This window comes from Nonomuraea sp. NPDC001831 (genome assembly GCF_042892035.1).
GTDB lineage: Bacteria > Actinomycetota > Actinomycetes > Streptosporangiales > Streptosporangiaceae > Nonomuraea.
In genome coordinates this window covers 394,763-417,703 of sequence record NZ_JBIATU010000004.1, presented here as the reverse complement: position 1 = coordinate 417,703, position 22,941 = coordinate 394,763, and the positions used below count along the sequence as shown (strand labels likewise).

14 protein-coding genes and 3 pseudogenes are annotated in these 22,941 nt (G+C 76.3%); 8 read left to right on the top strand and 9 right to left on the bottom strand.

Features of this window, described 5'->3' with window-relative positions:
- The first annotated feature begins 35 nt into the window (after positions 1 to 35).
- Positions 36 to 2,993, top strand: coding sequence for a S8 family serine peptidase (locus ACFYYW_RS17080; RefSeq protein WP_387649716.1), 2,958 nt, complete (start codon positions 36 to 38; stop codon positions 2,991 to 2,993).
- Here ACFYYW_RS17080 and ACFYYW_RS17075 read toward each other — a convergent pair.
- Positions 2,986 to 3,843: an SDR family NAD(P)-dependent oxidoreductase gene (locus ACFYYW_RS17075; RefSeq protein ID WP_387649714.1), complete on the bottom strand. Its 858-nt coding sequence runs from the start codon at positions 3,841 to 3,843 to the stop codon at positions 2,986 to 2,988. The genes ACFYYW_RS17080 and ACFYYW_RS17075 overlap by 8 nt on opposite strands.
- 120 nt (positions 3,844 to 3,963) lie before the next feature.
- Here ACFYYW_RS17075 and ACFYYW_RS17070 point away from each other — a divergent pair, with 120 nt between their 5' ends.
- From ACFYYW_RS17070 to ACFYYW_RS17060, 3 genes are read left to right on the top strand one after another with little or no spacing between them, the layout of a single operon-like run.
- The gene (locus tag ACFYYW_RS17070) at positions 3,964 to 4,881 is read left to right on the top strand and encodes a LysR family transcriptional regulator (RefSeq protein ID WP_387649711.1); all 918 of its coding nucleotides are present in this window, start codon (positions 3,964 to 3,966) and stop codon (positions 4,879 to 4,881) included.
- A gap of 26 nt (positions 4,882 to 4,907) precedes the next feature.
- Positions 4,908 to 5,600 carry an HAD family hydrolase gene (locus ACFYYW_RS17065; protein ID WP_387649709.1) on the top strand — a complete coding sequence of 231 codons (693 nt, stop codon included), beginning with the start codon at positions 4,908 to 4,910 and terminating at the stop codon, positions 5,598 to 5,600.
- 50 nt (positions 5,601 to 5,650) lie between these two features.
- Positions 5,651 to 5,989 (top strand): hypothetical protein, encoded by a 339-nt coding sequence (locus ACFYYW_RS17060; RefSeq protein WP_387649706.1) that lies wholly within the window; start codon positions 5,651 to 5,653, stop codon positions 5,987 to 5,989.
- A gap of 9 nt (positions 5,990 to 5,998) precedes the next feature.
- Here ACFYYW_RS17060 and ACFYYW_RS17055 read toward each other — a convergent pair whose 3' ends face one another.
- Positions 5,999 to 7,567, bottom strand: coding sequence for an FAD-dependent oxidoreductase (locus tag ACFYYW_RS17055; protein WP_387649703.1), 1,569 nt, complete (start codon positions 7,565 to 7,567; stop codon positions 5,999 to 6,001).
- A gap of 91 nt (positions 7,568 to 7,658) precedes the next feature.
- Between ACFYYW_RS17055 and ACFYYW_RS17050 the strand changes: the two genes are divergently transcribed.
- Positions 7,659 to 8,249 carry a helix-turn-helix domain-containing protein gene (locus ACFYYW_RS17050; protein WP_387649700.1) on the top strand — a complete coding sequence of 197 codons (591 nt, stop codon included), beginning with the start codon at positions 7,659 to 7,661 and terminating at the stop codon, positions 8,247 to 8,249.
- Between the two features lie 52 nt (positions 8,250 to 8,301).
- On the opposite strand, the gene ACFYYW_RS17045 is transcribed toward ACFYYW_RS17050, so the two are convergent.
- Together ACFYYW_RS17045 and ACFYYW_RS17040 are read right to left on the bottom strand one after the other, a co-directional pair.
- Positions 8,302 to 8,757, bottom strand: a complete 456-nt coding sequence (locus ACFYYW_RS17045; protein WP_364418245.1) for a VOC family protein — start codon at positions 8,755 to 8,757, stop codon at positions 8,302 to 8,304.
- Between the two features lie 77 nt (positions 8,758 to 8,834).
- The gene (locus ACFYYW_RS17040) at positions 8,835 to 9,788 is read right to left on the bottom strand and encodes an ABC transporter substrate-binding protein (RefSeq protein ID WP_387649697.1); all 954 of its coding nucleotides are present in this window, start codon (positions 9,786 to 9,788) and stop codon (positions 8,835 to 8,837) included.
- A 59-nt stretch (positions 9,789 to 9,847) separates the two neighbouring features.
- Between ACFYYW_RS17040 and ACFYYW_RS17035 the strand changes: the two genes are divergently transcribed.
- Genes ACFYYW_RS17035 through ACFYYW_RS17025 form a run of 3 tightly spaced genes read left to right on the top strand, consistent with a single transcriptional unit; the run spans position 9,848 to position 14,143 of the window.
- Entirely contained in the window at positions 9,848 to 11,938 is a 2,091-nt protein-coding gene (locus ACFYYW_RS17035; RefSeq protein ID WP_387649694.1) for an iron chelate uptake ABC transporter family permease subunit, read from the top strand.
- Positions 11,939 to 11,948: 10 nt separating this feature from the next.
- On the top strand, positions 11,949 to 13,031 hold the full coding sequence (fes, locus tag ACFYYW_RS17030) for an enterochelin esterase (RefSeq protein ID WP_364418251.1): 1,083 nt from the start codon (positions 11,949 to 11,951) through the stop codon (positions 13,029 to 13,031).
- The gene (locus ACFYYW_RS17025; protein ID WP_387649691.1) at positions 13,028 to 14,143 is read left to right on the top strand and encodes an amidohydrolase; all 1,116 of its coding nucleotides are present in this window, start codon (positions 13,028 to 13,030) and stop codon (positions 14,141 to 14,143) included. The genes fes and ACFYYW_RS17025 overlap by 4 nt, the downstream gene beginning before the upstream one ends.
- Here the strand turns inward: ACFYYW_RS17025 and ACFYYW_RS17020 are convergent.
- The 5 genes and pseudogenes from ACFYYW_RS17020 to ACFYYW_RS17000 all read right to left on the bottom strand — a co-directional run.
- Positions 14,133 to 15,557: an MFS transporter gene (locus tag ACFYYW_RS17020; RefSeq protein WP_387649688.1), complete on the bottom strand. Its 1,425-nt coding sequence runs from the start codon at positions 15,555 to 15,557 to the stop codon at positions 14,133 to 14,135. The two genes, ACFYYW_RS17025 and ACFYYW_RS17020, sit on opposite strands and share 11 nt — an antisense overlap.
- Entirely contained in the window at positions 15,554 to 15,748 is a 195-nt protein-coding gene (locus ACFYYW_RS17015; RefSeq protein ID WP_358297748.1) for an MbtH family protein, read from the bottom strand. Before ACFYYW_RS17015 ends, ACFYYW_RS17020 begins: the two co-directional genes overlap by 4 nt.
- Positions 15,745 to 16,809, bottom strand: a pseudogene (locus ACFYYW_RS17010) (thioesterase domain-containing protein); the annotation flags it as partial. The gene ACFYYW_RS17015 and the pseudogene ACFYYW_RS17010, both read right to left, overlap by 4 nt.
- 57 nt (positions 16,810 to 16,866) lie before the next feature.
- Positions 16,867 to 20,202: pseudogene (locus ACFYYW_RS17005) on the bottom strand (amino acid adenylation domain-containing protein); the annotation flags it as partial.
- Positions 20,203 to 20,376: 174 nt separating this feature from the next.
- Positions 20,377 to 22,941: pseudogene (locus ACFYYW_RS17000) on the bottom strand (amino acid adenylation domain-containing protein); the annotation flags it as partial.

Below are 22,941 nucleotides of genomic sequence, written 5' to 3'. Positions count from 1 at the left end.
GGACGGGTGACCAGGCTCGTCCCCCTTGAGGAGCAATGTCCCGCAACACCCGCGTTCACCGCGCACTGGCACTGGCCGCCGCGCTGGCGGTCACCGCCGCCGTCCCGGCCGTGGCCGGGCCCGCAGCGGCAGCCGCCCCGCCCGCCGCCCCCTCTCCCGGCCCGTCCCCCTACGTCGTCACCCTGACCGAGTCGCCTTTGGCCACCTACGACGGCGGCGTCACCGGCATCGCGCCCACCAAGGGCGGCAAGGGCAGGAAGGTGGACACCACCAGCCCCCACGCCAGGCGCTACCGCGACCGCCTGACCACCCGGCAGGACGAGGTGGCCCGCAGCGTCGGCGCGTCCGCCACCGCCCACCACGTGGTCGCCTCCAACAGCTTCACCGCCGACCTCACCCCGGCCCAGGCCCTGCGGCTGCACGCCACCCGGGGCGTGCTCTCGGTCACCCCGGACGTCCTGCACAAGGCCCTGGACGATCGGAACTCCACCGACTTCCTGCGCCTGTCCGGCGACCGCGGCCTGTGGGCCGCCCTCGGCGGCACCGGCAAGGCGGGCAAGGGCGTGGTCGTCGGCGTCGTCGACACCGGCATCTGGCCGGAGAACCCGTCCTTCGCCGGCCCGGCCCTCGGCACCGAGCCGCCCGGCGGCGCCGACCCGTACCGTCCCTATCTCAAGGACGGCGCCACGGTCATGGAGAAGGCCGACGGCGGAACGTTCACCGGCAGCTGCCAGACCGGGGAGCGCTTCACCGCCGACCTGTGCAACGGCAAGCTGGTCAGCGCCCGCTACTTCGGCGAGCAGTGGCTGCGGCAGACCCCGCCGCAGCAGCGCGACGACTTCGCCTCACCGCGCGACGCCCAGGGCCACGGCTCGCACACCGCCGGGACCGCGGCCGGGAACCACGGCGTCCCGGCCGCCGCGAACGGCATCGACTTCGGCACGGTGTCCGGCGTCGCGCCGGGCGCGGCGATCGCCGTCTACAAGGCGCTGTGGCAGGGCAAGGACGGCGGCACGACGGGCGGCTTCAGCTCCGACCTCATCGCGGCCATCGACCAGGCGGTGGCCGACGGCGTGGACGTGATCAACTACTCGATCGGCAGCGCGATGTCGGAATCGCCCGCCGACGACCCGATCCAGCTCGCCTTCCTGGCCGCCGCCCAGGCCGGCGTCTTCGTCGCGACCGCCGGCGGCAACTCCGGCCCCGACGCCTCCACGCTGGACAACACCGCGCCCTGGACGACGACCGTCGCCGCCGGCACGATCGCGCCCCGCCGGGGCGAGGTCCGGCTCGGCGACGGCGCCGCCTACCGGGGCATCAGCACCTCGGTCGTCGCGCCGCTCGGCCCCGTGCCGCTGGTCACCGCCGTGTCGGTGAAGGCCGGCCAGGCGGCCGACGCCGACGCCGAGGTGTGCGCGGCCGGCTCGCTCGACCCGGCCAGGGCCGCCGGGAAGATCGTCTACTGCGCGCGCGGGACGACGGCCCGCGTGGACAAGTCGGCCGAGGTCAGGCGGGCCGGCGGCGTGGGCATGGTGCTGGGCAACCCGACCCCGCAGTCCACCGACGCCGACCTGCACGCCGTGCCGACCGTGCACGTGGACGCCCCCGACGCCGGGAGGATCGCGGCGTACGCGGCCACGCCGGGCGCGACGGCCACGCTGCTCCCGGCCCCCGCCGACGGCGTGGCCTACCCCGAGGTGACCAGCTTCTCCTCGCGCGGCCCCGCCCTGTCCGCCAAGGGCGACCTGCTCAAGCCGGACGTCACCGCCCCCGGCGCGGCGATCCTGGCCGCCGTGGCGCCGCCCGGCAACGACGGCAAGGACTTCGACTTCTACTCCGGCACCTCGATGGCCACCCCGCACATCGCCGGCCTGGCCGCCCTCTACCTCGGCCGGCATCCCCAGCTGTCGCCGATGGCGATCAAGTCGGCCATGATGACCACCGCCTACGACACCAGGACCCCGGACGTCTTCGCCCAGGGCGCCGGGCACGTGGACCCGTCCCGCATGTTCACCCCCGGCCTGGTCTACGACGCCGGGCCGAAGGACTGGTACGGGTTCCTGGAGGGCCTCGGCGTGGCCACCGGCACCGGCGTCGCGCCGCTGGCCGCCTCCGACCTGAACTACCCGACGATCGCGGTGGCCGAGCTGTTCGGCTCGCGCACGGTCACCCGCCGGGTGACGGCGCTCACGCCGGGCGTCTACCACGCCTCGATCGAGGTGCCCGGGTTCAGGGCGAAGGTCAAGCCGTCCACGCTGGTGTTCAAGGAGGCCGGCCAGGCCAGGGAGTTCACCGTCACGCTGGAGACGCTGCCCGAGGCCACCGGCGGGACCGCCGCCGGGCGGCTCACCTGGACCGGGGCGGGCATCAGCGTGCGCAGCGCGATCGTGGCCACGCCGCTGAGCGCCAGGGCGCCCGCCGAGGTGCGCGGCTCGGGCGCGGCCGGCTCGCTCTCCTTCGAGGTGACGCCGGGGCTGAAGAAGTTCCAGGTCACCCCGTACGGGCCGGTCTCGGGAGCCGAGACGCCCGGCACGGTGAGCCAGGACGAGGTGTGGGGCCGCGAGATCCCGATCACGGTGCCCGAGGGCGCCAGGGCCGCCGCGTTCCGCATCAAGGCGGCGAACCCGGAGGCCCAGGTGGGCGGCCTGCTCGTCTACGAGGGCGCCGGCGGGCGCGAGTTCGAGGCCTGGCTGTCCAGCCCGGACGGCGACCACCGCGCCGCGCTCTCCCGCCCGCGGCCCGGCAGGCACACCCTGATCGTGCTCAGCCTCGGTGACCTGCCGGGGACCACGTCCACGGCGTTCACCACCCAGGCCGACATCGTGGAGGCGGGCCACGCGCGTGGCGCGCTCACCGTGACGCCGGCCCGCCCGAAGGCGACCGCCGGCACGCCGTTCACGCTGACCGCGTCCTGGACGGGCGCGACCCAGCGCGTCAACACCGGCTACGTCGAGTACCCCAACGGCGCCGGGACGATCGTCACGATCAACTAGCCGCCCGCCGCTCCGGCCGCCACGGGAGAACCCGCCCGAACCGGACGAGTTCCCCGTAGTGGCCGGGGTCCACCGGGCCGAGGGCCAGGTCGAGCAGCGGGACGGCGGCCTGCTCCGGCGAAGGCGCGCCGCTGACGTCCCACCACAGGCCGGACGTCGGCGTGTTGATCATCCCGGGGCAGACGGCCGCCAGCAGGATCCCGCGGCGGGCGTCGTCGTCCCGCCGTTGTCCGGCCAGCGCCCGCACCGCGGCGACCTGCCAGACCTTGGACGGGATGTTGACGAACCCCGGCCAGGACTGGGCGCGGGCGCTGCCGTCCTTGACCGCGTCGCGCCAGGCGGCCACCTGCGCGTCCACCTCCGCCAGGGTGGTCAGCCCGTCGAACCGGTCGTGCAGGACGGGCGCCAGGTGGTGCAGCGTGCCCAGCGAGCTGCCGACCACCAGGATCCTGCCGCCGTCCCGGACCAGCGGGGCGAAGGCGCGCAGGAGCCGGGTGGTGCCGAAGTTGTTCACCTCGGTGTAGGCGTCGATGAGGGCGCGCATGTCGTCGTCCGGGCCGACGCGCATGACGGCGTTGCCGGCGACGACGTCCACGCCGCCGTGCCGCTCGCGCAGCAGGCCGGCGAGCTCGGCGGCGGCCCGCGGGTCGGCCACGTCGAGCAGCTCGCCGCGGACGCGGGCGCCGGTCGCCGGCATCGCCGCCACGGCCGCGGCCACGCGGGCGGCGTCGCGCCCGGTGAGGTAGACGGTGTCGTCCGGCGTCATCCGGCGGGCCAGCCCTTCGACGAGGGCCAGTCCGAGCCCCTGCGTCGCGCCGGTCACCAGGGCGACCTTCGGGGTGGTGCTCATGGGTGCTCCTTCGGGGAGTGGTTCTGCGGGCCGGTGCGCGCTCCCGGCACCGGTCACGTTAGGAGCGGCCGAGGGCATTCGGGTAGCGAAAGTTCCTCAAGTCCGGTATGCGTGATCGTCATGGCCTTCACCGACGCGTCGCTCACCGCCCTGCGGGTCTTCCGCGAGGTCGCCGAGCGGGGCACGCTCACCGCGGCGGCCACCGCACTCGGCTACACGCAGTCCGCCGTGTCCCGGCAGGTCGCCGCGCTCGAACGCGCCGCCGGGGCCCGCCTGCTGGAGCGGCGGCACGACGGCGTGCGCCTGACCGCCGCAGGACGGCTCGTGCTGCGCCGCGCCGCGGCCGTCGTGGACGAGGTCGACGCCGCGGCCAGGGAGCTGGCCGGGCTGCCCGGCGAGCCGGCGACCGTGCGGTTCGGCTGGTTCGCCTCCGCGGGGGCCGCGCTGGTGCCCCGCGCGCTGGCCGAGCTGCGCCGCACGCGTCCGTCCATCGCGGTCACCGGGCGGGAGGACGGCAGCTCGGCGCTGGTGCGCGCGTTGCGGGCCGGCACGCTGGACGTGGCCCTGCTCAGCTCGGCCCCGCCGTTCCGCGCCCCGGACGCCGAGACGCCGCCGCTGGAGATCGAGATCCTCACCGAGCGCGGCCTGCGCGTGGCCGTCCCCGCCGGGCACCCGCTGGCCAGGGGCGAGTACGTGGACGTCGCCGACCTGCACGGCCGCCCCTGGATCGCCGGCCCGGCCGCCCCGGCGGGCGAGAGCCCCACCCTGGGCGTGTGGCCGGGCCTGGACGAGCGGCCGGAGACCGTGTTCGTCGTCCGCGACTGGCTGGCCAAGCTCGCCCTCGTGGCGGCCGGCTGCGGGCTGACCACGGTGCCGGCGTCGATGGGCGCGGCCGTGCCGGAGGGCGTACGGGTGCTGCCGGTGCGGGGCGGGCCGCGCGAGCAGCGGCGGCTGCTGCTGGCCCGCCTCCCCGGCCCTCTCCCCGGGCCGGTCGCGGACCTGGCGGGCGCGCTGCGCGCCGCCGCCGTCGGCTCCTGAGGCGGCCACCGGTTATGGTGTGGCCCGTGATCCGTGCCGTGGTGGTTGATGTCGACGACACCCTGTGCCTCACCGAGGCCGCGTGCTTCGAGCTGGAGAACGAGGTCCTGGGGCGGCTCGGCCACGGGCCCATGTCCAGGGCGGTGCACGTGGCGACCTGGGGCCGGTCGCTGCACGAGGCCATGCCGCTGCGCTCGCCCGGCCTCGACCTGGCCGCCTACCTGCCCCTGCATCACGCGGTGCTGCGCGAGTACGTGGCGGCCGGGCTGGTTGACGTCGTCCCGGCGGAGAACCTGCGCGCGATCGACGAGCTCAACGCGGCCGGGCGCGCGGTCATGCTGCTGACCTCGCGCGACGAGGCCGAGATGGAGCACCTGATGGCGCCGGGCCACGCGCTCGACGGCCGGATCGCGGCCGTCTACCACGCCGGCAACACCCGCTTCGGCAAGCCCGACCCGCGCGCCTTCGACGAGCTGCTGGCCGCCACCGGCCTGGCCCCCGATGAATGCCTCTACGTGGGCGACTCCCCCACCGACGCGGCGGCGGCCACCGGCGCGGGCCTGCGGTTCGTCGCCTGCATGCAGAGCGGGCTGCGCAGGCCCGCCGACTTCGCCCCGCACCCGGTCGACGCCTTCATCGACGCCTTCCCCGACCTGGCCGGCACCGTCGCCCTGCTGGAGCAGGCCGCCCGCGGCCCGCTGACGACGGCCCTCGACTGACGCCTCCCGGCCTCTGGACACGACGGCCGGGGTGGCGTAGAGCCGAGGGTATGAGCGCCTCGGAACTGCCGAACGACGAGCTGCGCGCCGCCGTCGCCGCGCGCCGGGAGCTGGGTCCCGACTACGAGCAGGCCCTGGTGGACTCGTTCCTGGAACGGGTCGGCCACGAGATCGACCGGAAGGTCGAGGAGCGGCTCGCCCAGCGCGCCCCCCAGGACAGCAGTCACCGGGGGATGTCCGCGGGCCTGGCCTACTTCTCGGTGATCTTCGGTGTGGGCGGGACGATCGCGCTGGTGGGTCGGCCGGACGGGCTGATCGCCGCGATCGTCATGCTGGTCGCCCTCACCGTGATCAACGTGGCCGTCGCCCTGCGCGAGCGCCGCCGCTGAGCGCCCGGATCAGCCGCGCCGCCGGATCCTCAGCACGTTGTCGACGCGGACGGCCGGCGTGCCGCCCGGGGCGGTCTGGGCGCGGTCGAACTCCTCGGCCCGCAGCACCTCCCACTCCCCCTCGGCCAGCTCCAGAGCGTCCAGCACCTGCTGCGGGGTGGGCAGCTCGACGCGGGCCTCGGGCTCCCACGGCGGGGGGCCGGCGTGCCCGAGCACCAGGAGCTGGCCGCCGGGCGCGACGGCCGCGGCGGCGGCGCGCAGGACCTTCTCGCGCGACAGTTCGGCGGGCGAGTGCAGGTAGCTCGCGGTGACCAGGTCGTACTCGCCCTCGGGGAAGGACTCGGCCAGGTCGTGGCGCTGCCACTCGATGCGGTCGGCCACGCCCGCGTCCGCGGCGTGGGCGGCGGCGCGGGCCAGGGCCACGCCGGAGATGTCGGCGGCGGTGACCCGCCAGCCGCGGCGGGCCAGCCACACGGCGTCGGCGCCCTCGCCGCAGCCCAGTTCCAGCGCGGTGCCAGGTGCCAGGTCGGCGACCTCCTCGACCAGGCGCGCGTTGGGGTTGCCGCTCCAGATCCGGTCGGCCTGCCCGTAGCGGCCGTCCCAGAACTGTTCGCCGGAGAGCGGCGGGCCCGCGGCGGCCGCCACCGCGCGGCGGGTCTCCTCCTCGATCAGGTCGGCGTTGATCGCCGCGGCCGCCCTGACCCCGGCGGCGGCGGCGCCGATGACGTTCTCGCCCAGGTTGGCCACGTTCCCGGCCACCCACACACCGGGGACGCCGGTCGCGCCGGCCGGGTCGGCGGGCACGTGCACGCCCATGACGTGCCCGTTCATGAGCTGCTCGGCCGTCTCGACGCCGAGCCCGGCCAGCAGGGCCGAGCGGGCGGTGAAGCGCGGGGCGACCACGAGGGCCCGGCACGGGACGACGTCGCCGTTCTCCAGGGTGACGCCGGTGAGCGGGCCGGAGTCCGGCGACAGACCGGCGACCCGCCCTTCGACGACGGTGACGCCGCGCGCGGCCAGCCTGGCCCGGTCCTCCTCGCCGAGCGGCGGGGCGGTGTGCGTGAAGAGCGTCACGTCGTCGCTCCACTGCCGCCACAACAGCGCCTGGTGGGCGGCGATCGAGCCGGCGGCCAGCACGCCGATCGGCTGGTCGCGCACCTCCCACCCGTGGCAGTACGGGCAGTGCAGCACCTCCCGGCCCCACCGTTCGGCCACGCCGGGCAGGTCGGGCAGCTCGTCCACCAGGCCCGTGGTGACCAGCAGCCGGTCCGCCACGACCGCGGACCCGTCGGCCAGCCGCACGCGGAAACCGCCGGCGTCCAGGCGTTCGGCGGCCACGGCCGAGCCGGTGACGAGCTCGCCGCCGTACCCGGTCACCTCCTCGCGGCCGGCGGCCAAGAGGTCGAGCGGCGGGGTGCCCTCCCGGCCCAGGTAGGTGTGCACGCCGTCGGCCGGCGCGTTGCGCGGCCGGCCCTCGTCGATCACCAGCACGCGGCGGCGGGCCCTGCTCAGGGTCAGGGCGCCGCTGAGCCCGGCGGCTCCGCCGCCGACGACCACAACGTCGTACTTGTCGTCCATCGTGTTCCTCCAGAGATGTGCCGATGGCACACTGTGCGTCCCGCGCGGCCAGGTTGACAAATGTCGTTGCCGAAATGGCAAGCTGGGCCGCATGGACGAGACACCGGATCTCGACGAGGTCCTGCGGGCGGTGGGGCCGCGGCTGCGGGCGTTGCGGCAGCGGCGGGGCGTGACGCTGACCCAGCTCGCCGAGGTCACGGGCATCTCGGTCAGCACGCTGTCGCGGCTGGAGTCGGGCGGCCGCCGGCCCACGCTGGAGTTGCTGCTGTCGCTGGCGCGCGCCCACCAGGTGCCGCTGGACGAGCTGATCGACGTGCCCCCGACCGGCGATCCGCGGGTGCACCTGCGGCCGGTGTCGCGGCACGGCATGACGTACATCCCGCTGAGCCGGCGCCCGGGCGGGATCCAGGCGTACAAGCACATCTACCCGCCGGGCTGGCCGCACGGCGAGTACGAGCAGCGGGCCCACGAGGGCTACGAGTGGCTCTACGTCCTGTCCGGGCGGCTGCGCCTGCTGCTCGGCGAGCACGACGTGGTGCTGACGGCGGGCGAGGTGGCCGAGTTCGACACCCGCGTGCCGCACGCGTTCGCCAATCCCGGCCCCGAGCTCACGGAGGTGCTCGCCCTGTTCGGCCCGCAGGGCGAGCGCCTGCACGTGCGCGCCCGCCCCACCACCCGATGAACCGCAGCCCGATGAACCGCAGCCCGATGAGCCGCAGCCTGGGAGGCGCCGGTCAGGAGGTGCCGAAGCCGTCCAGCTTCTCGCGCTCCTCCGGGGTGGCGAGCTCCTGGAAGACGGTGATGTGCAGGCCGCCGGGCGCGTCGAGGCGGGCGTTGAGCGACTGCCAGGGGGTGAGCGTGGGCGGGGCCACCTCGTCCGCGCCGGCCGCCACCAGGCGGGCGGTGGTCGCACGGGAGTCGTCCACCTCGAAGGCGACCCGGAGCTTGGGCGCCACCTGCCGCCCCACCTCGACGTCGTCGATCATCTTCTTCTGGGCCGGGTTGGCGATCTCCAGGGTGGCCCGGCCCGCGTCGAGGATGGCCACGCGGGCGCCGTCGCCGGAGGAGTAGGCGGCCTCCTCGGGCAGGCCGAGCACGTCGCGGTAGAAGGCCAGCGCCGCCTCGTAGTCCTCCGCCTCGACGACCAGCCGGAGCTGTCGGACGGCCGGGGCGTCGGGGTGGTCGTTCATGGGTTCTCCTCATCAGGTGCCGACGATCATCCCCGCCAACCCGCGCCGCGGCCGGTAAATTCCCCTTCCGGGCTCGTTCAGGCCGCGCTGAGGGCCTTGACCAGGTCGTCGAGGACGACGCCGGCGGCCAGCGGGGCGCCGCGGGTGCTCCAGACCGAGCCGTTCACCGGCACCACGTGCCCCGCCTTGACCGCTTTCAGTTCCTTGAACGCGGGCGTCCGCCGCACCTCCTCCAGCGTCTTCTCGCCGTCGGCGGTCAGCGTGGAGACGAACAGCCATTCGCCGTCGATGTCCGACAGCGCCTCCAGGCTGAGCGGCATGGAGTGGGCGGTGCCGTCCTTGTCCTGGGCGGCGGGACGGGTCAGGCCGAGGTCGGTGGCGACGAAGCCGGCGAACTGCCGCTTCTCCATCCAGCTCGGGCCCTGCGGGTTCCAGCGTACGATGCTCACCTCGGCCGGCTTGATCCTGGCCTTGGCCGCGGCGACGCGGGCGTCGTAGTCCGCCATGACCTTCCTGGCGGCGTCCAGTTTGTTGAGCGCGTTGCCGACGCCCATGAAGGACAGTTTCCAGTCGTCGGTCGGGGCCATCGTCACCACGGTGGCCGGGGTGACCTTGCGGAGCTGGTCGAGCACCTGCTGGTCCTGCAGGTCGCCGGCGAGGACGAGGTCCGGCCGGGCCTCGACGACCTTGTCGATGACCGGCTGCAGCAGGTTGCCGACGACCGGGACGCCCTTGACCTTGTCGGCCAGGTAGGCGGGCGGCGTGTCGATGCCCTGGCCGTTGGTGATGCCCACCGGGGTCACGCCGAGGGCGAGGACGGCGTCCAGGTCCTCCTGGGTGAGGGTGACCACGCGCTTGGGCTCGACCGGCACCTTGATCAGGGCGCCGGTGGCGTCCTTGACCTCCCGGACGGCCGGCGCGGCGGCGGACGCGCCCGGCGCGGCGGGTGCGGAGGACGCGCCGCACGCCACGGCGGTCAGGACGGCGGCGGCGGCGACGAGCAGTCCGCCGAGCCTGCGGAGAGGGACCATTCGAGCTCCCGGGCTGAGAAATTAGGAAAGCCTTACCTTTTTTAGGTTAGCCTTACCTTATGTTTACGCAAGCCCGGGCCTTCGGACTCGGCACCGCCGCGCTGCTGGCCCTGTGCGCGGCGTCCATGCTCACCGGCGCGGGCCGGGTCGCCCCCGGACAGGTCCTCGACTACCTGCTCGGCGGCGGCGGTGACGGCCACCTGCGCATGGTGGTGGACACGCTGCGGCTGCCCCGGACGCTGGCCGCCCTCGTCGTCGGCGCCGCGCTCGGGGTCTCGGGCATGCTGCTGCAGTCGGTCACCCGCAACCCGCTGGCCGAGACCGGGCTGCTCGGCGTGAACGCGGGCGCCGCGCTCGGCGTCGTGACCGGGATCGTCACCGCCGGCGCGCAGACCGGCGGCGCATACCTGGGCTGGGCGCTCGGCGGCGCGCTGCCGGCCACCGGGGTCGTGCTCGCGATCGGGGCCCGGCTCTCGCCGCTGAAGCTGGTGCTGGCCGGGGCCGCCCTGTCGGCCACGCTCACCGGGATCACCACGGCCGTGCTGGTGGCCGACCCGGTGACGTTCGACCAGTACCGGTACTGGATCCTCGGCTCGCTGGCCGGGATCCCCATGGACCGGGTGCTGGCGATCGCGCCGGCGGTCGCGGCGGGGCTGGTCATGGCGGCGGTCGCGGCCCGGCCGCTGGCGGCGCTGGCGCTCGGCGACGACCTGGCCGTCGCGCTCGGGCACCGGCCGGGGCGCACGCGGCTGTGGGTGACGGTGGCGGTGACGCTGCTCAGCGCCGCGGCGGTCGCGGTGGCCGGCCCGATCGGCTTCCTCGGCCTGCTGGCCGGTTACCTGTCCAGGTCCCTGGGCGGGGGGCGGGTGGGGTCGCGGATCGTGTTGTCCGGGCTGGCCGGGGCGGTGGTGCTGCTGGGGGCCGACGTGCTGGCCCGGATGGTCGTGCGGCCGTACGAGGCGCCCGTGGCGCTGCTGGTCGCCGTCCTGGGGGCGCCGGTGCTGGTCGTGGTGGCCCGGTCGCGGGCGGTGGCCGCCGGGCCCGGCGACCTCGTCCCGTCCGGCGCGCCGCGGCCGTCGCGGTGGCCCGCCCGCAGGACCGCGCGGGCGGGCGGGTTGTCGCCCTCCGGCGCGCGGGTGCTGCGGGGGCGGGGCTGGTCGGTGCTGGTGCCCGTACGGTCGTCCGTGGCGGCGGCGGCGCTGCTGGCGGTCACCGCGGTGGCCGTCGTGGCGGCGGTCGCGGCCGGGCAGTCGGGCATGACGGCCGGGCAGGCGCTGAGTGCCCTGGCGGGCGCGGGCGAGGGCGGGCACGTGCTGCTCGTCCAGGAGATCAGGCTGCCGCGGGTGGTGGCGGGGCTGGTGGCCGGGGCGGCGCTCGGGCTGTCCGGCTGCCTGACCCAGGCGCTGGCGCGCAACCGGCTGGCCACCCCCGACATGCTGGGCATCAACCAGGGCGCGGTGATCGCCATCATGGTCGCCGGGACGCTGTCCGCCTCGGGCACGCTGTTCGCCCACTGGTGGATCGGCCCCGTGGGCGCGCTGGCCGCCGCCGTGGCGGTGTTCGCCGTCTCGGGCGGCGTCGGCCGGCAGGGTTACCGGTTCATCGTGACGGGGCTGGCGCTGACCACGCTGGCCGGCGCGCTCACCCAGTCGCTGCTGGCCTGGCAGGGGCTCGGCTCGGCCACGGCCGTGCACTCCTGGAGCGTGGGCAGCCTGGCCGGGCGCGGCTACCCCGTCGCCCTGCCCGTGGCCGCCGGGCTGGCGGTGCTGGTCCCGGCCGCGCTCGCGCTGGCCCGCCGGGTGGCCGTGCTGCGCTTCGACGAGGACGTCAGCGCCGGGCTCGGCGTCGATCCAGGCCGGACCAGGATCGCCCTGCTGGGGCTGGCCGTCGTGCTGGCCGGGCTGGCGGCAGGGGTGGCGGGGCCGGTCGCGTTCGTGGCCCTGGCCGCGCCCGTCGTCGCCGCCCGGCTGGCGGGACCGGCCCGGCTGCCCCTGGTCGGCGCGCCGCTCACCGGCGCGGCGCTGGTCGTGATCGCCGACACGGCCGGCCGCGTGGCCGCCGACGGCGCCGAGATCCCCGTGGGCGTCGTGACCAGCATCCTGGGCGGCCCCTTCCTGCTGTGGACCCTGCTGTCGGACCGGAGGCCGTGACATGACACCCGTGACCACCCCGATCGTCGAGCCCGCCGGCACGCCCGGCCGGTGCAAGGTGACGTTCCTGTGGCGGCCGAGGTCGCGCGGCGAGCAGGCGGTCGTGCTGATCAACACGATGACCGACCGCGACCGGCACGCGGGCGACATCAGCCGACATGTCATGACCCGCCGTCCGGGCAGCGACCTGCTTCACCTGACCTACGAGCTCGACGCCGACCTGCGGGCCGGCTACCAGATCCTGCCCTGCGACCGGCTACCGGGCACGGACCGGGACTCCTGGCTCCAGGTCATGCGCGCGGCCGTGCCGGATCCGGGCAACCCGCTCACCGTGCCCGGCCCGCCGGACCGGCGTGCGTCCTCGCTGCTGGAGCTGCCGCAGGCGCCGCCACAGCCGTACCGGGAGCGCCGGCCGGGCGTGCCGCGCGGCCGGGTCGGCCAGGCGCGGTCGGGCGGGCGGCGGGTGTGGGTCTACACGCCGCCTGGCCCGGCCGCCGGTCCCCTTCCCGTCGTGGTGCTGCTGGACGGCGAGGTGTGGGCCGGGCGCGTCGCGCCCACCCTGGACAACCTGGTGAACGAGGGCCGCCTGCCGCCGCTCGTCGTGCTGATGCCCGACTCGGTGGACCGGCCGACCCGGCTGCGAGAGCTGGCCTGCCACGAGCCGTTCGTCCGCTACCTGGCCGACGACCTGCTGCCGTGGGCCGGGCGTACGTACGGGGCGACGGGCGATCCGGGGCTGACCGTGATCGCGGGGCAGAGCCTCGGCGGGCTGACCGCGTCCTACGCCGCGCTCCTCGCGCCGGGACGGTTCGGCAACGTCCTGTCGCAGTCGGGGTCGTACTGGTGGCCCGACGAGGATCCGGAACGGCTGACCCGGCGGTACGCCGCCGTCCCGAGGCTGCCGGTGCGCTTCCACGTCGAGGCCGGCCGGCTGGAGTGGATGCTGCTGGAGGAGAACCGCCGCTTCGCCCGCACCCTGGCCGCCCAGGGGTACGAGGTGAGCTACACCGAGTACAACGGCGGCCACGACCCGGCCTGCTGGCTCGGCGGCCTGGCCGACGGCCTCACCGACCTCGCGGCCGGCTGGCTGTGAACGTCAGGGACGCGATCCGCCGCCGCGCCGAGGCGCTCGCCCCCGAGCTGGTCGCGCTCAGCCACCGGATCCATGCCCATCCCGAGACCGCGTTCGAGGAGCACCGGGCGGCCGCCTGGACCGCGGGCCTGCTCGAAGCGGGCGGCTTCGACGTGACGGCGGGCGCGGGCGGCCTGCCGACGGCCTTCTCCGCCTCCCTCGGCGGCGGCCCGCTGACCGTGGCCTTCTGCGCCGAGTACGACGCGCTGCCCGGCCTCGGCCACGCCTGCGGCCACAACGTGATCGCCGCCGCCTCGACCGGCGCGGCCCTGGCGCTGGCCCCGTTCGCCGACGAGCTGGGGCTGACCGTGAGGGTCGTCGGCACCCCGGCCGAGGAACGCGGCGGCGGCAAGGCGCTGCTGCTGGAGGCGGGGGTGTTCGACGGCGTGGACGCCGCCATGATGGTGCACCCGGGGCCGTTCGAGACCGTCCGGTTCCGCTCGTTCGCCCTCGGCACCCTGGACGCCGAGTACACCGGACGGGCCGCGCACGCCACCCTCGCCCCGCACGAGGGCCGCAACGCGGCCGACGCGGTGACACTGGCCCAGGTGGCGATCGGCCTGCTGCGCCAGCAGCTCCCGCGTGACCTGCGCGTGCACGGCGTGGTCACCTCGGCGGGCGAGGCCCCCAACGTCATCCCGGCCAGGTCCACGGCCTCCTACGAGCTCAGGGCCGCCGCCGCGCGGGACCTGGTCGAGCTGCGGGCGCGGGTGGAGTCCTGCTTCCGCGGCGCGGCGACGGCGACCGGCTGCGAACTGCACCTGACCCGGCCGGAGCCCGACTACCTGGACTTCCGCGACGACGCCGCGCTGGCCGGTCTGTACGCGGCCAACGCCGCCGCGCTGGGCCGTCCGACGCCGGTGGAGCGTGAGCCGTTCGCGGTGACGGACATGGGGAACGTGTCGCACGTCGTGCCGGCCGTCCATCCCATGCTGGACATCGGGGCGGGCGGGGCCGCGCCGCACGAGCCGGCGTTCGCGGCCGCCGCGGCGGCCCCGGCGGCCGACCACGCGCTGGCGCAGGCAGCCGCCCTGCTCGCCCTGACGGCCGCCGACCTGGCACTCACCCGGTAGCCCCGGCCTCCCGCGTGGTGGCCGGGGTGGGGCGGAGCAGTGTCGCGGTTCCGTAGGCGGCCAGCAGGAACGCCGCCGCGGCCAGCAGTGCGGCGCGGTACCCGGCCAGGGCCGCCGCCGCGGCGCACACGCCCACGCCGAGGCCGCCGCCGAGCATGCGCAGCGACTGGAACAGGGTCATGGCCCGGCCCATCACCTGCGGCCCGACCGTCGTGAACGCCGACACCTGCACCGCCGTCACGGCCTGCCCGAGCACCAGGCCCACCGCGAACATGACGGCCCGCAGCGTCCAGGGCCCCGGCTCGGCCAGCGCGAGGAACGCGAACAGCGCCGCGCCGCCGAGCAGCCCGGCCGCCACCACCCGCCGCTCGCCCCAGCGGGCGCAGGCGCGGTCCACCAGGAACCCGGCGGCCATGAGCCCCAGCGCCTCGGGGAAGACGACGAGACCGGCGTCGGTGGCCGTGGCCGCCAGCGCGTCCTGGTACATCACGGGGAAGGCGAACAGCATGCCGAGCAGGCCGGCGGCCGACAGCGTGGCGGTGGTTGCGCCGCGCAGGAAACCGCGGTCGGCCAGCAGCCCGAGGTCCAGCAGCGGCAGCTCGGTGCCGCGCGCCGACCTGGCCAGCGCCCACACCAGGGCGGCTCCGGCGGGCAGCGCCGCCCAGGCGAGCGGCGACATGCCGGCGGCGGCCTGGTTCAGCCCGTACATCAGCAGACCGGACCCGGCGCCGGCCAGCAGCAGGCCGCGCACGTCCAACCGGCCCCCGCCCCTGCCCGTGCCCCCGCCGGTCCCGGTGCCCCTGCCCGTCCCGCCGCCCGTGCCCCCGCCCCTGCCCGTCCCGCCGCCCGTGACGGGGGCGGGGGCGGGGGCGGGCCGTGGGGCGGCGGCGCCGGCGAGCAGGGCCGCCGCGCCGAGCGGCAGGTTGACCAGGAACGCCCAGCGCCACGAGAGCGTGTCGGCCAGCAGGCCGCCGAGCACCGGGCCGAGCGCGGGCGCGAGCGCGGTGGGCACCACGATGTGCCGGGACAGCCGCATGCGCTCCTCGGGGGCGTAGGCGGCGAACAACATGGCCATCCCGGCGGGCGTCAGCACGCCGCCCGCCGCGCCCTGCAGCACCCGGAAGCACACCAGCGCCCCCAGGTCCCACGACAGCGCGCACAGCCCGGAGGCCGCCGTGAACGCGGCGAGCGCGGCCAGGAAGACGCGGGACGCGCCGTACCGGTCGCACAACCATCCGGCGACCGGCATGGCGATCGCGAGGCTGGCCAGGAACGCCGACTCCACGGCGTTCGCCGCGGCGGGCGGCACGCCCAGGTCGGCGGCGATGGCGAACAGCGCCGGATTGACGATCGTCGCGTCCAGGCCGCTCACGCACATCGCCGTGACGTAGGCGGCCAGTACGCGGCCCCTCACCGGCGCAGGCTGCGGGGGCGCAGGTCGGTCCAGGACGCCTGGACGTAGGCCAGGCAGGCGGCCCGGCCGTCCGGCCCGAAGCGCACCGACCAGCCGTCCGGGACGGCGGCGAAGGAGGGCCACAGGGAGTGCTGGTCCTCGTCGTTGGCCAGGACGAGGAACTGGCCGTCCGGGTCGTCGAAGGGGTTCACGGGGTGTGCTCCTGGGTCTTGGCGACGGCGCCGAGGGGGCCGGGGCCGCCGGGCCGGTCGATTCCGTCGAGGTGGTCGAGGTGGTCGAGGTGGTCGATTCCGTCGAGATGGTCGAGGCGGGCGGCGACGATCGCGGCGATCTCGGCGATCGGGCCCGGCTGGGTCATGTCCTTGTGGCTGCAGGCCACGTCGTGCGTCTCGATCGTGCCGCCGACGTGCGGGCGCCAGGCGTCCGCGGTCAGGGTGTCGTCCACCGTGTCGACGGTGGCGCGGAAGAACAGCACGTCGCCGTCGAAGCGGCGGGTGTCGAGGGCGCGTACGAGGCGGTTGGTGTTGAGGTAGAGGTCCTTCAGCTCGGCCAGCGTCCCGGCGGGCAGCCCGGCCAGCGGGCTGGACTCGCGGCGCAGGATCTCCGCCACCCGCTCCAGCGTGAGGGCGGCGTCGGGGGCGAAGCCGGCCATCGTGAGCAGCGCCTCCAGCGCCTCGGCCTCGTCCGAGGGCGGCAGGTCGCGCATGCCCTCGGCGGGGTAGGCGTCCAGGACGGCCAGCAGCGCGACCTCCTGCCCGGCCAGCCGGAGCTGCACCGCCATCTCCTGGGCGATGATCCCGCCGGTGGACCAGCCCAGCAGGTGGTAGGGCCCGCGCGGGCGCACCAGCCTGAGCTGGGCCACGTAGTCGGCGGCCAGGCGGCGCAGCGAGGTGGGCAGGTGGTCGCGGCGGGCCTGCAGCCCGTAGATCGGGCGGTCCTGGACGTGCCGGAGGAGGCCGCCGTAGCACCAGCTCAGCCCGCCAGCCGGGTGCACGCAGAACAGCGGCGGCCGGGAGCCGGACTCGCGCAGCGGCAGCAGCGTGCGCAGCGGGTCGGTGCGCGCGCCGTCCTGCGCCAGGGCGGTGAGCGCGGCGGCGGTCGGCGCCTCGAACAGCGCGCCGACGGACACCTCGGCGCCGAACACCTCCTTGACCCTGGCCACCAGCCGGACCGCGAGCAGCGAGTGGCCGCCGAGGTCGAAGAAGCCGTCGTCCACGCCGACCCGGGGCAGGCCGAGCACCTCGGCGAACAGCGCGCACATCGCCTCCTCGCGCGGCCCGTCCGGCAGCCGGCCGCCGCCGGTGGGGACCTCGGGGGCGGGCAGGGCGGCGCGGTCGAGCTTGCCGTTCACGGTGAGCGGCAGCGCGGGCACCCGGACGACGGCGGCCGGCACCATGTAGCCGGGCAGCGCCCGCGCCACGAACGCCCGCACCTCCCCCACGTCGACCTCCGTGTCGGAGTGGCCGCCTCCGGAGGCGCCCCCGTCGGAGGCGGTCCCGACGGAGGCGGTCCCGACGGAGGCGGTCCCGACGGAGGCGGCCCTGTCGGAGGCGGCCCTGTCGGAGGCGGTCCCGACGGAGGCGGCCCTGTCGGAGGCAGTCCCAGCGGAGGCAGTCCCGACGGAGGCAGTCCCGGCGGAGGCGGGTGGGACGACGTAGGCGGTGAGGCGCTGGTCGCCGGGCCGGTCCTCGCGGACGATCACGGCGGCCTGGGCGACCGACGGGTGTCGCAGCAGGGCCGCCTCGACCTCGCCCGGCTCGATGCGGAAGCCGCGCACCTTGACCTGCTGGTCGGCGCGGCCCGCGTAGTCGAGCGTGCTGTCGGCGCGCCACCTGGCCAGGTCGCCGGAGCGGTACATGCGGGTGCCGGGCCGTCCGAAGGGGTCGGCGACGAACCGTTCGGCGGTCAGGCCGGGCCGGCCGAGGTAGCCGCGGGCCAGGCCGTCCCCGGCGACGTACAGCTCGCCGACCACGCCGGGCGGCACCGGCCGCAGGCGGTCGTCCAGGACGTAGACCCGCAGGTCGGGGATGCCGCGCCCGATCGGACTGCCGTGCTGCTCGCCGGGCGGCAGCACGTGGTGGGTGACGTGCACGGTCGTCTCGGTGATGCCGTACATGTTGACCAGGCGCGGCAGGTCCGGGCGGCGGGCCCGCCAGGACGCCAGCCGGGCCGGCTCCAGCGCCTCGCCGCCGAAGATCACGTACCGCAGGGCCAGGTCGCGGCCGTCGTCGGCGGCGATGAGCTGGTAGAACGCCGACGGCGTCTGGTTGAGCACGGTGACGCGCTCGCGTTCCAGCAGGGCGAGCAGGTCGCCCGGGGACCTGCTGGTCTCGTACGGCACCACGACCAGGCGGCCGCCGTACAGCAGGGCGCCCCACAGCTCCCACACCGAGAAGTCGAAGGCGTAGGAGTGGAACAGCGTCCACACGTCGCCGGGGCCGAACCCGAACCAGGCGTCGGTGGCCGACAGCAGCCGGACGACGTTGTGGTGGGTGACGACCACGCCCTTGGGCCGTCCGGTGGAGCCGCTGGTGTAGATGACGTACGCGGCGTCGCCGGGACGCAGGTCGCGCTCCGGGTCGTGGTCCGGCCAGTCGCCGAGGTCGCCCAGCCAGGACGCGTCCACGACGCACACCGGCCCGGCGTCGGCGATCATGTGGTCGGTCCTGGCGGCCGGGTGGGACGGGTCGAGCGGCAGGTAGGCCGCGCCCGTCTTGACCACCGCGAGCAGCGCCGCCACCAGGTCGGGCGAGCGGGGCAGCGACAGCGCGACGACGGCGCCGGGCCGCGCGCCGTGGGCGATGAGCCGGTGCGCCAGCCGGTTGGCGCGCGCGTTCAGCTCGGCGTAGGTCCAGGCGTCCACGGCGACGGCGTCCGGGGTGCGGCGGGCCTGGGCCTCGAACAGGCCGGGCAGGGTGCCGCCGGGCTCGCTGACCAGGTCGCCGTTCCACTCCTCGATCAGGGTGCGGCGTTCGGCGGCGTCGAGCAGGTCGTACCCGCCGAGCGGCCGGTCCGGGTCGGCCACGGCCTGTTCCAGCAGCCGGGTCAGCCGGCCGGCGAGGGCGCGGGCGGTGGCCCGGTCGAACAGGTCGCTGTTGTACTCCAGGAAGCCGGCGCCGGACGGGCCGACGTTCAGGGTGAGGTCGAACTTCGCCGTCCCGGTGTGGATGACCTCGACGCCGGGCGGCTCGGCGGCGTCCTGGTGGACGAGCATGACCTGGAACAGCGGGTGCCGGTCGCGCGACCTGGGCGGGTTGAGCGCCTCGACGAGCCGGTCGAAGGGCAGCTCGGCGTGGTCGAACGCGGTCAGGTCGGCGGCCTTGACCCGGTCCAGCAGCTCGGCGAACGACGGGTCGCCCGAGGTGTCGGCGCGCAGCACGAGGGTGTTGACGTAGAAGCCGACGCTGCCGTCCAGGGCGCTGTGGCCGCGGCCCGCGACGGGCGTGCCGATCGGGATGTCGGTGCCCGCGCCGAGCCGGGTGAGCAGGGCGGCGAGGGCGGCGTGCAGCACCATGAAGACGCTGGCGCGGGCGCGGCGGGCGAGCGCCTCGACCTCGGCCATGAGGGCGGGCGGGAACGCCACGGGGACCGTGCCGCCATCGCCGCCGAGCACGGCGGGCCGTGGCCGGTCGAGGGGCAGGTCGAGCCGGTCGGGCAGGCCGGCCAGCGTGGCCCGCCAGTGTTCCAGCCCGGTCAGTGGCAGGTCGCGCTGCCACAGGGTGTAGTCGGCGTACTGGACGGGCGGCGGCCCGAACGCCGGCGTCTGCCCGCTCCGGCGGGCCTCGTAGGCCACCCTCAGGTCCCCGACCAGCGGCCCCGCCGACCAGCCGTCGCCCGCGATGTGGTGCAGGACGAGCATCAGCACGTGCTCGTCGCGGCCGAGCCGCAGCAGGTGGGCGCGGAAGGGCGGCTCGGCGGCCAGGTCGAAGCCGCGGCGGGCGATCCGCCGCATGGCCGCGGCGGGCTCGGCCGGCTGCCAGACGGGCATCGGGACGCTGTACCGGTCCAGGATCCGCTGGCAGGGGACGCCGTCGCGGTCGGGGAAGACCGTGCGCAGGATCTCGTGCCGGGCCACGACGTCGTCGAGCGCGGCCCGCAGGGCGGCGCGGTCCACGTCGCCGCCGAGCCGCAGCGCCAGCGGGATGTTGTACGTCGGATCGGGCCCCTCCATCCGGTACAGGAACCAGAGCCTGGCCTGCGCGGACGACAGCGGCACCGGGTCGGGCCGCGGCCCGCCCTTCAGGGACGGGAGCAGGGGCGGCCGGGGGGCGGCGGTGACGCCGAGCCGGGCCGCGAGCCCGGCCGGGGTGGGGGCGTCGAACACGGCCCTGATCGGCACGGCGGCGCCGAAGGTCTCCCTGATCCGCACGGTGAGGCGGGCGGCCAGCAGCGAGTGGCCGCCCAGGTCGAAGAAGCCGTCCTCGGGGCCCGCCGCCGGGAGGTTCAGGACCTCGGCGAACAGGGCGCACATGCTCTCCTCGGCGGCGTTCGCGGGCGCCCGGCCGGTGGCGGGCCCGGCCTCGGGGGCGGGGAGCGCGGCGCGGTCGAGCTTGCCGTTGGGCGTGCGGGGCAGCGCCTCCAGGGTGACGACCTGGGCGGGCGTCATCCCGGCGGGCAGCCGCGCGGCGGCGAACCGCAGCACCTCCCCACCGGTCCGCAGGTCGCCACCGGGCGGCTCGCCACCGGGCGGCTCATCGCCATGCAGGCCGTCGTCGGGCATTCCGTCGCCAGGCATGCCGTCGCCGGGCGCGGCGTCGCCGGGCCGGGTGGGGACGATGTAGGCGACCAGGCGGCCGGTGTGGGCGGCGACCGCGGCCGCGGCCACCGACGGGTGCTCCTCCAGCACCGCCTCCACCTCGGCCGGCTCGATCCGCACGCCGCGCACCTTGACCTGGTCGTCGGCCCGGCCCAGCAGCTCCAGCCGTCCGGGTGCGGCCCAGCGGGCGCGGTCGCCCGTCCGGTACAGCCGCGACCCGCCGGGGCCGGCGACGAACCGTTCGGCCGTCAGGTCGGGACGCCCGAGGTAGCCGCGGGCCAGCCCCTCCCCCGCCAGGTACAGCTCGCCGGCGGCGCCCGGCGGCGCCGGTTGCAGCGCGTCGTCGAGCACGTGCGCCGACGAGCCCGCGGTGGGCCCTTCCGAGCCGTCGCCGAGCCAGGTGTAGGCGTCGACGGTGGCCTCGGTGGGGCCGTAGTGGTTGACGGCGAACGTACGCTCGCGCAGGGTCCGCCACAGCGGGCCGGGCACGGCCTCGCCGCCGACCACGACGACGCGCGGCGGCTCGGCCAGCAGGCCGGGCAGCTCCTTCAGGTGGGACGGCGTCAGGTCCAGGTAGTCGACGCCGTGCTCGCGGACGTAGGCGGTCAGGGCCTCCGGGTCGCGGTAGCGGTCCTCGCCCAGCAGGTGCAGCTCGTGGCCGCCGATCATCCACAGCAGCGGGTCCAGGGAGGCGTCGAACGAGAACGACGCGGTGTGCGCGACGCGCAGCCGACCACCGTCCGGGAACAGGCGCTCGCGGTGGGAGTCCAGGAGGGCGGCGAGCCCGCCGTGGGTGCCCACGACGCCCTTGGGCCGGCCGGTGGAGCCGGAGGTGTAGATCACGTACGCGGCGTCGCCCGGCCCGGGGAGGGGCGGCGGGTCCGGCGTGCCGGGCGCGTCCCCGGCCCAGTCGGGGGTGAGCACCACGGACGGGGCGGCGTCGGCCAGCATGAGGGCGCGCCGCTCCGCCGGGTAGGAGGGGTCCACCGGCAGGAAGGCCGCGCCGCTGCGCAGCACCGCCAGCAGCGCCACCACCAGCTCGGCCGAGCGCGGCAGAACGACGGCCACGACCCGCTCCCGGCCCGCGCCGCCGGCGGCCAGCCGCCGGGCCAGCCGGTCCACCCGGGCGCCCAGCTCCTCGTAGGTGAGCCTGTCGCCGTCGCACACCAGGGCCGTCTCGGCGGGCGTCAGCCGGACCCGTTCCAGGAAGGCGTCCACCACTGTCCGCCCGCCGGTCCGCCTCTCGGTCCGCTCGGTGGTCCGCCCGTCCGTCCGCCCGTCGGTCTGTCCGGTGGCGCGGCCGGTCTGCGGGGCGGGCCAGGTGGGGAGGGCCGCGCGGTCCTCATCGGTGAGGAGGGGGAGGCGGCCGAGGGGGGTGTCCGGGGAGGCGCCGGTCAGGGTGGTGAGGAAGCCGGCCAGGCGCCGGGTGTGGGCGGCCAGGGCGGGCGGGTCGTAGTGGGCGGCGTTGCCGTCGAGTTCCAGGGTGAGGCGGTCGCCGTCGGGCAGGAGTGCCACGGCCAGGTCGTCCACCGGGCCGGCGGCCAGGTTGGTGACGGTGCCGGTCGCGTTGCCGAACTTCGTCTCCGCCGGGAACGGCTTGATGTTGAGCAGCGGGCCGAACAGGGCCCGTGACGTCCCGCCGAGTCCCAGGTCGCGGCGCAGGTCCTCGATGCGGTAGCGGCCGTGGCGGCGGGCCTCGGCGATCCGGCGGGCGGCCTGGCCCACCAGGTCGCCGACCGTCCGGCCGGGCCGGACGTCCAGCCGGACCGGCAGCACGTTGACCGTCAGGCACGGCACCCGGACGGCGGCTCCGATGCGGTTCATCAGCGGCAGCCCGACCAGCACGTCGGTGCTGCCGGTGAGCCGTCCGACGTAGCAGGCCAGGCCGGCGGCGGCGACGTCGGCCCAGGTGGCGCGGGCGGCGCGGGCCAGGTCGTCCCACCGGGGCAGGGGCGGCAGGGCGGCGCGGCGCCGTACGACCTCGCGGGCCGGCAGCGCGGGCGTCCCGGCGAGCCCGGCGGGCTCGGGGGCGCCGGCCAGCCGCTCCAGCCAGTACGCCCGGTCGCCGGCCCGCCGTTCCGAGGCCAGGTACGCCTCCTCCTCGGCCAGCACCGCCGCCATCGACCCGAACGGCCCCGCCCCTGGCGCCAGCCCGTCGGCCAGCGCCGTGTAGATGTCGGCGGTCCGGCCGACCAGCATCGACAGGGCGTAGGCGTCGATGAGGATGTGGTGGGCCCGCAGGTACCAGACGTGGTGGTCGCCGGCCAGGCGCAGCAGCGCGTGCCGCGACAGGGGGCCGGTGACGACGTCCACGGGCGCGGCCAGGTCGGCCCGCATCCAGGCGTCGGCCGCGGCCTCGGGGTCGGGCTCGCCGCGCAGGTCCAGCACGGTGAGGCAGCCGCGCAGCGAGTCGTAGTCCGGCAGGTACTGGGCGGGTTCCGCGGTGAAGCGCAGGCGCAGCGGCTCGGCCTCGGCCAGGCAGCGTTCCAGCGCCCGCGCGAAGAGGGCGGGGTCGAGCGGGCCGCGCAGGTCGATGCGGTCCGCGGCGTTGTAGACGGGGTTCTCGGGGTCCAGGCGCTGGGCGAGCCAGATCCCGGCCTGGGCGCCCGTGAGCGGCCTGGTCTGCAC